Source organism: Bacillus nitratireducens (genome assembly GCF_036320425.1).
Classification (GTDB): Bacteria; Bacillota; Bacilli; order Bacillales; family Bacillaceae_G; genus Bacillus_A; species Bacillus_A nitratireducens.
This window is the reverse complement of record NZ_JAUMJO010000001.1, coordinates 1,172,962-1,185,258: the sequence shown is the minus strand read 5'-3', so window position 1 is coordinate 1,185,258 and position 12,297 is coordinate 1,172,962. Positions and strand designations below refer to the sequence as shown.

Sequence of the window (12,297 nt, the reverse complement as noted above, 5' to 3'; positions counted from 1 at the left end):
TCAATTTATCGGTATGCTTAATTTGAAAAACATAAGACACTTCGGTGTCTTTTTTAATATCATCGACAATTTTCCCAGTCAAACCTAATTACTATTGCTTCCACTAACCTGCTCCGTTCGTCGAATAAGGATTTTTAAACAACTATATTATTTTTTTAATGACTTTATTGTAAATTAAACAACTTTATTATTTCTGCACAGCTGTTTTTATAGGAAGTACATAAGACTATATAAAAAAATGTCTTGAATTCGAGATAATTTACTTGCTTTTTAATCACTTGAGATGTAAAGTGATAGTAACGAAAGCGATTGAGTCATATGAAAAACATACACTCAGTTGCTTTCGGTATACAAAACAAAGTAATTTATAAATGGATTCAGTGCAGCTTATTCAGTAAAAAAATACGACTAAGCTATAAAAACATAATGAGCATAAATTGAAAAGTTAATAACCATATTATTTGTTGGAAATATTATTTTTTATGTATCACTTGACTAGTAAAATGAAAAGGGGGAATTATCAATGTATGAAATTAAAGGGCATCATCACATTTCAATGGTTACAAAAAACGCGAGTGAGAATAACCATTTTTATAAAAATGTACTTGGTTTACGCCGTGTGAAAATGACGGTAAACCAAGATGATCCGTCCATGTATCACTTATTTTATGGAGATAAAACAGGAAGTCCCGGTACAGAACTATCATTTTTTGAAATGCCTTTAGTAGGAAAAACATACCGTGGTACGAATGCAATTACTCGAATTGGATTACTCGTGCCGTCAGAGGAAAGCTTACATTACTGGAAAGAACGATTTGAGAAGTTTGGTGTAAAACATAGTGAAATAACAACATATGCAAATCGTCCTGCTTTGCAATTTGAGGATGCTGAAGGTCTTCGCCTCGTACTACTCGTTTCAAACGGAGAAAAAGTGGAGCACTGGGAAACGTGGGAGAAATCCGAAGTTCCGGCTGAACATCAAATTCAAGGAATGGGTTCTGTGGAAATGACAGTGCGTAGACTTGATAAACTGGCGAGTACACTTACAGACATATTTGGTTATACAGAGATTAGCCGAAGCGATGAAGAAGCGATTTTCCAGTCTATAAATGGAGAAGCTTTTGGAGAAATCGTTGTGAAATATTTAGATGGTCCTACTGAAAAGCCAGGCCGCGGTAGCATTCACCATCTAGCAATTCGTGTAAAGAACAGTGCAGAGCTAGCTTATTGGGAAGAACAGGTGATACAAAGAGGTTTCCATTCTTCAGGCATTATCGACCGTTTCTACTTTAAAAGCTTATACTTCCGTGAATCAAACGGAATCCTATTTGAAATTGCGACAGATGGGCCGGGATTTACAGTTGATGGAGATGTGGAACATTTAGGAGAAAAACTTGATTTACCGCCGTTCTTAGAGGAGAAGCGAGCAGAAATTGAAGCGAATTTAGCACCTATTGAAGAGAAGTAATAGAAGAGAAAATATACAATTTAAAACCATTGGAGGAATATAAAATGAACCAATTAAAAGGAATTCACCACGTTACAGCAATTACAAGTAGTGCAGAAAAGAACTATGAGTTTTTCACTCATGTGTTAGGAATGCGTTTAGTTAAAAAAACAGTAAACCAAGATGATATTCAAACGTATCATTTATTCTTTGCAGATGATAAAGGTAGTGCAGGAACAGATATGACTTTCTTTGATTTCCCAGGTGTTCCAAAAGGTGTACACGGTACAAATGAAATTTCAAAAACTTCATTCCGAGTATCAACTGATGCGGCATTAGCATATTGGGTGAAACGTTTTGACCGTCTTGAAGTGGAACATACAGGAATTAAAGAGCAATTTGGTAAGAAAACTCTTTCGTTCGTTGACTTTGATGATCAACACTATCAATTAATCTCAGATGAATTAGATAGCGGGATAGAATCAGGTACACCGTGGCAAAATGGTCCAGTTCCATTAGAATATGCAATTACTGGTTTAGGACCTGTATTTATCCGTATCGCGAACTTTAGTTATTTCAAAGAGGTGCTAGAAAAAGTTCTATTATTTAAAGAGATTGCTCAAGAAGGAGAATTCTATTTATTTGAAGTAAACGAAGGCGGAAACGGTGCATCTGTCATTGTAGAACATAATACGGTTCTTCCTGAAGCACAACAAGGTTTTGGTACAGTGCATCATGCAGCATTCCGCGTAGAGGATCGCGCTGTATTAGAAGAGTGGATTGAGCGACTAAGCCGAGTTGGACTCCCTTCATCTGGTTATGTAAATCGTCACTTCTTTGAGTCATTATACGCAAGAGTTGCACCACAAATTTTATTCGAGTTTGCAACAGACGGCCCAGGATTTATGGGAGATGAGCCATACGAAACACTTGGCGAAAAATTATCATTACCTCCGTTCCTAGAGCCAAAACGTGAAGAAATCGAAAAATTAGTTCGTCCGATTGATACAGTGAGAAGTACGAAGGAATTTATTAAAGAGTAAAAATAATAAGTAGGAGAGCAAGTAGTTTTAGCGAATCGCTGGAATTGCTTGTTTTTTTTGTTTTCGCTTTATAAGTATTTTGCTAAAAGGTATGTAAAACTGATGGAGGAATAGAATGACGAAAATTAATGGGTATACTTGTAGATGCTGCGGTACATATCATGAAGAAATTCCAACGAGCTATGGATCATCGGCTCCTGTTTATTATTATGACGCTGAACCTGAAGAGCGAGAAGATAGATTTGAAATGAACGATGATTTATGCGTGATGGATGGAGAACACTTCTTTATGCGAGGGAGTATTGAAATTCCTATCGTTGGTACAGGTGAACATTTCATATGGGGTGTATGGGTTTCATTAAGTGAAGCGAATTTTGATAAGGTGAATGAATTTTGGGATAAGCAACAATTATTAGAGCCGATGTTTGGGTGGCTTTCGACTGATTTACCATATGAGCTGGAAACAGTAAGTTTAAAAACAATGGTTCATCCGAGAGCGGATGGTATTCGTCCCTATATTGAACTGGAGCCGACAGACCGTCCTCTAGCAGTGGAGTTTAGAGAAGGAATAACGATGGAACGGGTACAAGAAATAGCGGAACAACTTTGTGTAAATAACGAGGATGATGAAAAAGAGTGCTGATGTTTGTTCAGCGCTCTTTTTATTATATAGAATAAAATAATTGACTTACTTTTTATATGTAACTATAATAGTTACAAAATAACCATCATTAATAGAAATGAGTTATATTTTTTTAATATAATTGTAACTAAATCGGTTACAATCAAAAAGAGAACATAAAACAACCAAATAATGTAAAACCTTTAAATAGCAACTTGAGAAAGGAGACGGGAATGTTGAAACGGTTTAAGTTTTATATGATTAGCGGTATTGTTCTTGTTGTATTAGTAGTATGTAACTTCGTTGATAAGCCGATTGCGAAGGTTGAAGAAGTGAAAGATACTGTTATGATGAAGTTCAATACGAAAGAGAAGATGGCGCAAATTGATGGGCAGACGATTTATTTTAAGCAACTTGGTGAGGGGAAACCGCCCTTACTTATGCTTCACGGATTTGGCGGTTCTTCAGATGGGTTTAGTGATATTTATCCGGAACTCGTAAAGGATCATACGATTATCGCTGTTGATATTTTAGGATTTGGGCGTTCTTCTAAGCCAATTGATTTTCAGTATTCGTTTCCCACGCAAGTGAATTTATATTATAAATTAATGAAGAAACTCGGATATGATCAATTTGCAGTACTTGGTCATTCGATGGGGGGAGAGATGTCCCTTAATTTAGCGTATCTATATCCAGACGCGGTTACCCATCTCATTTTAGCGGATTCTACAGGGATCGAATCTTTCCAGAAAAAGGAAAGTTATGAACTGCCACAGTTATCAATGGACCCACAAACTGTGACTGCGATTACGGATTATAATAAAAATGCAGTGAAAAATAGCCGCGACGATAAAGAGCATTATGATCAGCTTACAAAAATGAGAGAGCGCCGCATTGCGATGGAAGCCGATAAAATTAAGGTGCCGACTTTAATTATATGGGGCCGACACGATAAGAGCGTCTCTTGGAAAAATGGTGAACTGTATCATCAGCTATTTGTAAATAGCACGTTTCATATCATTGAAAAAGGATACCACGCACCGTTTCGTCAGGAGCCAATCGAGTTTATGGAATATGTACAAGCGTTCTTCGCGGAGAATCCACAATGAAATTTTAAGCATAAATCCACTTCCTTCCTCATAGAGTGAAACTAATAAGGCTTGTCTAAGGAAAGGAATGAAGTGATTTGGAAACTTTACCATGGTGGATTTATCTTGTGATCATTGGGATTGTATTGAGTGGCTACATGGTTTTATATACTTCAAAAAAAGAGCAAGAGATGGATAATGATTTTATCGAAAAAGAAGGCGAAGTATATATGAAGCGCTTAGAAGAAGAACGAGAGAAACGGAATCAGGATAGTGATAAGGATTCGGTGTTGCTTTAATAGAAACTTTTGAAGAAGAGAAAAGGATTTTGTTTCTCTTCTTTTTTGTTGTATGAAATATTTGTATAAAAGTATAGGTTACGTTTAGTAGCTGTTATTTTAAAATTGAAGACTTATTAAATGAAAAGATAATTGATTATTGCTGGGGGATACTTTACATTTAAAATATTTAATATATAGTTTTATTGTTTTTGGAGGAGGATGAGAACTAACATGAATACAAAAAAATTTCAAACCTATGTGGCGTTGTCAACAAAAGACTGGAGTGCTGAAACATTTGTAAGAACCTTAGAAGAGATTGTAGCTTCGGCAAAAGAATATGAAAATGATTATGTTGAGATTCATCAAGTTTTAGAAACGGTAGTAACAGAAGTTGAAGTTGAGTATGTAATCATTTTAAATCATACGAGAAACTTAGATGATTTGGGGAAATGCCTTAAATAACAAAGTCCAAATACTGTTTATAAAAAGAGACGTAATCAGTATGACAGAGGAAAAATTTTCGGTTTTACTTTAATAGAAACTTTTGAAGAAGAGAAAAGGATTTTGTTTCTCTTCTTTTTATTGTTCGGGAAATTATTATAGAAGAAAAACATATAAAATATGCACGACATAAAATACAAAATGGCGCCATTATAAGCTGTAACGCACAAGTTGCACAGGCTATGCAACGATAACTAGCTTTACTCTTCATCATTTATTTGACCATACTAGACATAGAGAGGTGATAAACACAGTATGATTTTTAGTGAGCGTTTAAAAGAAGAAAGGGAAAAAAGAAATTGGTCGCAAAATGATTTGGCTGAAAAAATTCATGTAAGTAGACAATCTGTTTCGAAATGGGAGACGGGAAAGAACTATCCGAGCATTGAAATTATTATTCATTTAAGTGATCTGTTCGGTATTACAATTGATGAACTGCTAAGGAGTGATGAAGAGTTGACGCAGAAAGTAATTGCAGATAGTAAACAATTAGCGTATCCAAAATGGAAGGTGTTCTTTGATGGTCTATTCATGCTGGGGGTATTTTTGTTTATTACAAAAATCGTTGTATGGGCGTTAAATAAGTTTGCAGGAGCAAGCATTACAATTGTCGCAGATGCACCATATGTAATGAATTTTTTACCGCTCCTATTAATGATTATAGGTGGTACGGTTTCTGATAAGTTGAAGAAAATATATAGATAAGAGAAAGATTTGTAAGAAATCCCCTACACTAGCTGTTCTTTTCACCCAAATTGTGTACTATAAAGGATAGATAGGAAGGGGACGTTTAGAATGGAATTTCATGAGCAAAAGATTTTGCCGGCAGTGAGACAAATTAAAGATTTGGAGAAGCTATTACATAGTTCGTATGAATATATTGTTATTTTAGATATTCATGTCGGTCAATTGAAGAGTGTTGTGTCGCTCGCGAAGCAGCATAATAAAAAAGTATTTTTACATGTGGATTTGATCCATGGATTACAAAGTGATGGGCATGCGACGGAGTTTTTATGCCAAGAATATAAACCGTATGGGTTATTATCGACAAAGGCGAGTGTAATTATGAAGGCGAAGCAAAAAGGTGTCGTCTCAATTCAACGCATCTTTTTAATTGATTCTAGTGCGATGGAAAAGAGCTGTAATTTGCTAGAAAAGACGAAGCCGGATTATATAGAGGTGCTTCCTGGTGCGTTAACGGATGTGATCGCTGAAGTGAAAGAGCGTACAGGTGTACCGATTTTAGCGGGTGGTTTCATTCGAACTGTCGAGGACGTTGAAAGAGCGTTAAATGCTGGTGCGACAGCAATTACGACATCGAAAAAAGAACTATGGAAACATTACCAAAAAAAGTGACGAAAATGTGAAAAAATTCTGTTGACACCGCTTTCATTAGAGGTTAACATTATAGACAAGTTAATAAACGTGACGGAGAAAAGAAGAGATCCACATTTTATTGTTTCTATATATTATATAGAAGCATGTAAGCTGTGGATCTTTTTCTTTTGAAAAAAACGAATGGCCATTCATTTTACCTCTATCACATTTGAACGCATTTAAATTGATTGTGGAGGGATTTTATGTCAGCATTTTTAGGGGAATTAATAGGGACAGCGTTGTTAATCGTACTTGGTGGCGGCGTTTGTGCTGGTGTAAGTTTAAAGAAATCGTTTGCGAAAGATTCGGGTTGGATTGTAATTACAATGGGCTGGGGCTTAGCGGTAGCGGTTGCAGCATATGCAGTTGGATCAATTAGTGGGGCACATTTGAATCCGGCTTTAACAATAGGACTTGCTTTTAAGGGAGCGTTCCCATGGAGTGACGTACCAGGTTATATCGCAGCACAAATGATTGGGGCAATTATCGGGGCAGTTATCGTATATTTACACTACTTACCACATTGGAAAGAAACAGAAGATCCAGGAACGAAGTTAGGTGTATTTGCAACAGGTCCAGCAATTCCGAACACATTTGCAAACCTTTTAAGTGAAATGATTGGAACATTCGTTTTAGTATTTGGTATATTAGCAATTGGAGCAAATAAATTTGCAGATGGATTAAATCCATTTATCGTAGGTTTCTTAATTGTAAGTATTGGTTTATCATTAGGTGGAACAACAGGATACGCGATCAACCCGGCTCGTGATTTAGGTCCGCGTATTGCACACTTCTTCCTTCCGATTGCAGGAAAAGGCGGTTCAAATTGGAAGTATGCATGGATTCCGGTAGTTGGTCCAATTTTAGGTGGATCACTTGCAGGATTATTCCATCAAGTTGTATTTGAAGGAAAACAAAATTCAGCACTTATTTATGTGATTATTGCAACTGTGATTGTACTAGCAATCTCTTATATGACAAGTAAAAAAAGTGGAACTACTACAAAAAGTAGAAAAGTAGCATAGGGGGAAACCGATATGAAAAAATATATTCTTTCATTAGACCAAGGAACAACAAGCTCACGCGCAATTCTTTTCAATAAAGAAGGAAAAATCGTTCATTCAGCTCAAAAAGAGTTTACACAACATTTTCCGAAGCCAGGCTGGGTAGAACATAACGCACAAGAAATTTGGGGATCTATTTTAGCAGTTATCGCAACTTGCTTAAGTGAAGCGGATGTAAAACCAGAACAAATCGCTGGTATCGGTATTACGAACCAACGTGAAACAGCGGTTGTATGGGATAAAACAACTGGAAAACCAATTTATAACGCAATCGTATGGCAATCTCGTCAAACAGTTGAAATTTGTGATGAGTTAAAAGAAAAAGGTTATAGCGAGATGGTTCGCGAAAAAACAGGTCTTTTAATTGATGCATACTTCTCTGGTACGAAAGTAAAATGGATTTTAGATAACGTTGAAGGTGCAAGAGAAAAAGCGGAAAACGGCGAGCTATTATTCGGAACAATTGATACATGGCTTGTATGGAAATTGTCTGGCGGTAAAGCGCACGTAACAGATTACTCAAATGCATCACGTACATTAATGTTTAACATTCACGACTTACAGTGGGATGATGAGCTTCTAGACATGTTAACAGTACCAAAGAGCATGCTTCCAGAAGTACGTCCATCATCTGAAATATATGGAGAAACAATTGATTATCACTTCTTCGGTCAAAATGTACCGATTGCAGGTGTAGCTGGTGACCAGCAAGCAGCATTATTTGGACAAGCTTGTTTCGGTGAAGGTATGGCGAAAAATACTTACGGAACTGGTTGCTTCATGTTAATGAACACAGGCGAAAAAGCAGTTGCTTCTGAGCATGGCCTATTAACAACAATTGCATGGGGTTTAGATGGTAAAGTAAATTACGCATTAGAAGGAAGTATTTTCGTAGCAGGTTCTGCAATTCAATGGTTACGTGACGGAATGCGCATGTTTAAAGATGCAAGTGAGAGTGAAGTGTACGCTTCTCGCGTTGCATCAACTGACGGCGTATACGTTGTACCAGCATTCGTAGGATTAGGTACACCGTATTGGGATAGTGAAGTGCGCGGCGCTATGTTTGGAGTAACACGCGGTACGACGAAAGAGCACTTCATTCGTGCAACGCTAGAATCTTTAGCATACCAAACGAAAGATGTATTATGTGCAATGGAAGCTGATTCAGGTATTAAACTGAACACATTACGCGTTGATGGCGGAGCAGTTAAGAATAACTTCTTAATGCAGTTCCAAAGCGATATGTTAGACGTTCCTGTAGAGCGTCCAGTGATCAATGAAACGACAGCTTTAGGAGCAGCGTACTTAGCGGGTCTTGCAGTTGGATATTGGAAAAACCAAGACGAAATTAAAGAGCAGTGGCATATGGATAAACGCTTTACACCAGCAATGGAAGCGGAAACAAGCGAAGAGCTATATGCTGGATGGAAAAAAGCAATTGAAGCAACAAAAGCTTTTAAATAATCATAAACAGTGTTATAATGATGACAAGTTAATAATTCGGTAGGAGATTTGGAGAGACCACAACACGCTATAGAGGCGAAATCTATAGCGGAGTTCGTGGTCTCTTTTTTCGTTATCAAAGGGAGGAATTACCATGAAATTTTCAAGTAAACAACGTAAAGACGTATTAAATGGAGTAAATAAACAAGAGTTAGATGTGATCGTAATTGGTGGAGGTATTACTGGTTCTGGTATTGCATTAGATGGGGCAACACGCGGTTTATCAACGATTGTGTTTGAAATGCAGGACTTTGCAGCAGGTACATCAAGTCGTTCAACGAAACTTGTACATGGCGGTTTACGTTATTTAAAACAACTTGAAGTGAAAATGGTAGCAGAGGTGGGGAAAGAGCGTGCGATCGTATATGAGAACGGTCCCCATGTAACAACACCAGAGTGGATGTTACTTCCGTTCCATACAGGCGGCACGTTCGGATCATTCAGTACATCAATTGGTCTTCGTGTATACGACTTCTTAGCAGGCGTAAAACGAAGCGAGCGCAGAAAAATGTTTAACCGTGAAGAAACATTAAACAAAGAGCCTCTTGTAAAAAAAGAAGGATTAAAAGGCGGCGGTTACTACGTAGAATATCGTACAGACGATGCGCGTCTTACAATTGAAGTAATGAAAGAAGCAATTGAACACGGTGCGAAAGCTGTTAACTACGCAAAAGTAGACAGTTTCTTATATAAAGATGGAAAAGTATGCGGTGTACGTGTAATCGATTTACTAGACGGAGAAGTATACGAAGTTTACGGTAAGAAAATTGTAAACGCAGCTGGTCCTTGGGTAGATACACTTCGTGAAAAAGATAACTCGAAAAAAGGTAAAGTACTGCAGTTATCAAAAGGTGTTCACTTAGTAATTGACCAAAAACGTTTCCCATTAGGTCAAGCGATTTACTTTGATACACCAGATAAACGTATGGTGTTCGCGATTCCTCGCGGCGGAAAAACATACGTAGGTACAACAGATACGTTCTATGATAAAGACGCAGCTGTACCGCATATGACAACAGAAGATCGCACATACATCATTAACGCGATTAACTACATGTTCCCAAGCGTGAAAATTACAGAAAAAGACGTGGAGTCAAGCTGGGCTGGTGTACGTCCGTTAATTTATGAAGAAGGTAAGAATGCATCTGAAATTTCTCGTAAAGATGAAATTTGGACTTCTGAATCTGGTTTAATTACAATCGCAGGTGGTAAATTAACAGGATACCGTAAAATGGCTGAGATGGTAGTAGACTACGTAACGAATCTATTACAAAAAGAAGGTCATAGCGCATATAAGAAGAGTGACACGAAACATATGCCAATCTCTGGTGGACATGTAAGTGGTTCACACGGATTCCCAGCATTCGTTGCGAAAAAAGCAGACGAAGGTACGAAATCTGGTTTAACGAAAGCACAAGCAGAAGAATTCGCGAAATTCTACGGCTCTAACGTTGACGTACTATTCGACTTAGCGAAAAAACATAAAGACGAAGCGAAAGAATACAACATGCCGCTAGACGTTCTAATCCCACTTGTATACGCAATGGATTACGAAATGACAGCAAAACCAGTTGACTTCTTCGTACGCCGTAGAGGCGCTGTATTCTTCAACATCCACTGGGTATATGAGTGGAAAGAAGCAGTAATCAACTATATGGCTGCGAAACTAGGCTGGAGCAAAGAAGAGCAAATGAAATACACAGCTGAACTAGAAAAAGCATTAACAGATGCTGTAATTCCTGTAGATCAACAAGAGCAGGCGGCTGCGTTAGCGTAAAATAGAGAAACACCTGAAGGAGAAGCCTTCAGGTGTTTTTTATCTTGACTAAAAATAAATAGAATGTGTTACAATGATGATAGAGTATATAGTATGAATTTTGCATAAAATAAAGAAGACAGAAGCCTGAGAAACTTCTGCCTTGTGTAACCTAACTTGCTATTGTGGTGGTAGTAGGTGCGGTTATAAGACAACTACATTAACGTTTTAGCCGAGAACCGCCCTTACCTTTTCCACGAAGCAGGGTGGTTCTCGCTTTTTTGTATACAGAAATTAGCCACGGACCGACGTATCTTCTACCGATGACAACGCCAGCTCCAGTTAGGATACCATACACTAATTTAATTACAAACATCGCGATCATTTTATCACCTCCCCCCTTTTTCAAAATGGAAGAGATGATTACCACACCTACTAGTTATAGCTTATTAAGTTACATTTTAATTGTATTATGTTTTAAAATAGGGAACAAGACATATAGATGAAAATTTCTGTCTTCAAGCAGAGCGTTAGTGTGAGGAATAAGCAAAGAAACATTAAGATTTCAAAAAACGGTATGGACATTTCCAACCGTATTTTTTTATGAATTTATAAAACTTTTCCATACAGTGCGTCGTCTAATATATGGGAAGGAGGAAATGATGTGGATGAATTAACGGTAGAAGCGTTTGAAATAGAAGATAAGGAACTCCTTATCGATGAAATCATGAACAAGTATGGACAAGAAGTCTTACAGCTTGTGTATTCATATGTAAACAATAAAGAGGTTGCTGAGGATGTAACGCAAGATATATTTGTGAAATGTTATAAATCTCTTCATACATACAAAGGGAAGTCGAATGTGAAAACGTGGTTATGGAGAATTGCAATTAATCAATGTAAAGACTATATAAAAAGTTGGTATAACAAAAAGGTGATCGTGACAGAGGATGAATTTACGTATGTTGGGAGTCAAAAAGAGAGCGTTGAACAAACTGTCATTCAAAATGCGGAGGACCGTGAGCTCGCTTCTGCGGTAATGAATTTACCGATAAAATATCGAGAAGTCATTTATCTATTTTATTATGAAGAATTATCAATTAAAGAGATTGCTATTGTAATAGACGTGAAAGAAAACACGATAAAAACGAGACTGAAAAAAGCGAAGGAGCTTTTGAAGAAAGGATTGGAGGAATAATCAAATGGAAGATCGATTAAAAAGCCTGCGAAAATCAATGGAGAATACAACGTTTAAACATTTGAGTTTTTCTGATCAACATCGAAAGCAGGTGCGCGAAAAAATCAATGCTTCAAACGAAAAGGAAGAGGACATCTCTTTAGCCATTTTACAACTCCTCAGTAATGAAAAAACAGGATACGAATTGTCACAGTTACTACGAGGGAGAGGGATTCGGAAATTCGAAGGAAATGAAGGGTTTTTATATACCGTATTACATCGTCTAGAACAGAATCGTTTTATCCAATCGAGTTGGGATCATGCAGGAGCGAAATATTATCAATTAAATGATAAAGGAAGAAAGATGCTGCGAAAGGCAGAAAAAAATGCTACGAAGGTACAATTTATATTAAAAGGCTTAGTACAGGAGTGAGGCGA

14 protein-coding genes are annotated in these 12,297 nt (G+C 37.2%); 13 read left to right on the top strand and 1 reads right to left on the bottom strand.

What is annotated here, in order from left to right; all coding sequences use genetic code 11:
- The first annotated feature begins 523 nt into the window (after positions 1–523).
- The 11 genes from Q3V31_RS06260 (at position 524) to glpD (ending at position 10,703) form a co-directional block, all read left to right on the top strand.
- Positions 524–1,468, top strand: a complete 945-nt coding sequence (locus Q3V31_RS06260) for a ring-cleaving dioxygenase (RefSeq protein ID WP_090812973.1) — start codon at positions 524–526, stop codon at positions 1,466–1,468.
- Positions 1,469–1,512: 44 nt separating this feature from the next.
- Entirely contained in the window at positions 1,513–2,490 is a 978-nt protein-coding gene (locus Q3V31_RS06255) for a ring-cleaving dioxygenase (protein ID WP_329762874.1), read from the top strand.
- A gap of 115 nt (positions 2,491–2,605) precedes the next feature.
- The gene (locus tag Q3V31_RS06250) at positions 2,606–3,133 is read left to right on the top strand and encodes a DUF2199 domain-containing protein (RefSeq protein ID WP_329762872.1); all 528 of its coding nucleotides are present in this window, start codon (positions 2,606–2,608) and stop codon (positions 3,131–3,133) included.
- 212 nt (positions 3,134–3,345) lie between these two features.
- Positions 3,346–4,221, top strand: coding sequence for an alpha/beta fold hydrolase (locus Q3V31_RS06245; protein ID WP_000919265.1), 876 nt, complete (start codon positions 3,346–3,348; stop codon positions 4,219–4,221).
- Between the two features lie 77 nt (positions 4,222–4,298).
- Positions 4,299–4,499: a sporulation YhaL family protein gene (locus Q3V31_RS06240; protein WP_002087191.1), complete on the top strand. Its 201-nt coding sequence runs from the start codon at positions 4,299–4,301 to the stop codon at positions 4,497–4,499.
- Between the two features lie 213 nt (positions 4,500–4,712).
- A complete protein-coding gene (locus Q3V31_RS06235; protein WP_001093031.1) occupies positions 4,713–4,943 on the top strand; it encodes a hypothetical protein in 231 nt (76 codons plus the stop codon).
- Positions 4,944–5,237: 294 nt separating this feature from the next.
- The gene (locus tag Q3V31_RS06230) at positions 5,238–5,687 is read left to right on the top strand and encodes a helix-turn-helix domain-containing protein (protein ID WP_016128873.1); all 450 of its coding nucleotides are present in this window, start codon (positions 5,238–5,240) and stop codon (positions 5,685–5,687) included.
- 90 nt (positions 5,688–5,777) lie between these two features.
- Complete coding sequence (glpP, locus tag Q3V31_RS06225) at positions 5,778–6,338, top strand: glycerol uptake operon antiterminator GlpP (protein WP_000394292.1); 561 nt, start codon at positions 5,778–5,780, stop codon at positions 6,336–6,338.
- 224 nt (positions 6,339–6,562) lie between these two features.
- Positions 6,563–7,384: a glycerol uptake facilitator protein GlpF gene (gene glpF / locus Q3V31_RS06220; protein WP_001272196.1), complete on the top strand. Its 822-nt coding sequence runs from the start codon at positions 6,563–6,565 to the stop codon at positions 7,382–7,384.
- A 12-nt stretch (positions 7,385–7,396) separates the two neighbouring features.
- Positions 7,397–8,887, top strand: coding sequence for a glycerol kinase GlpK (gene glpK / locus Q3V31_RS06215; protein ID WP_000759982.1), 1,491 nt, complete (start codon positions 7,397–7,399; stop codon positions 8,885–8,887).
- Between the two features lie 133 nt (positions 8,888–9,020).
- Positions 9,021–10,703 (top strand): aerobic glycerol-3-phosphate dehydrogenase, encoded by a 1,683-nt coding sequence (glpD, locus tag Q3V31_RS06210; protein WP_329762868.1) that lies wholly within the window; start codon positions 9,021–9,023, stop codon positions 10,701–10,703.
- A 199-nt stretch (positions 10,704–10,902) separates the two neighbouring features.
- Here the strand turns inward: glpD and Q3V31_RS06205 are convergent, their stop codons facing one another.
- On the bottom strand, positions 10,903–11,067 hold the full coding sequence (locus Q3V31_RS06205) for a hypothetical protein (protein ID WP_000561154.1): 165 nt from the start codon (positions 11,065–11,067) through the stop codon (positions 10,903–10,905).
- Positions 11,068–11,346: 279 nt separating this feature from the next.
- On the opposite strand from Q3V31_RS06205, the gene Q3V31_RS06200 reads away from it, so the two are divergent.
- Entirely contained in the window at positions 11,347–11,880 is a 534-nt protein-coding gene (locus Q3V31_RS06200) for a sigma-70 family RNA polymerase sigma factor (protein WP_329762824.1), read from the top strand.
- Between the two features lie 4 nt (positions 11,881–11,884).
- The gene (locus Q3V31_RS06195) at positions 11,885–12,292 is read left to right on the top strand and encodes a PadR family transcriptional regulator (protein WP_329762822.1); all 408 of its coding nucleotides are present in this window, start codon (positions 11,885–11,887) and stop codon (positions 12,290–12,292) included.
- The last annotated feature ends 5 nt before the right edge of the window (positions 12,293–12,297 follow it).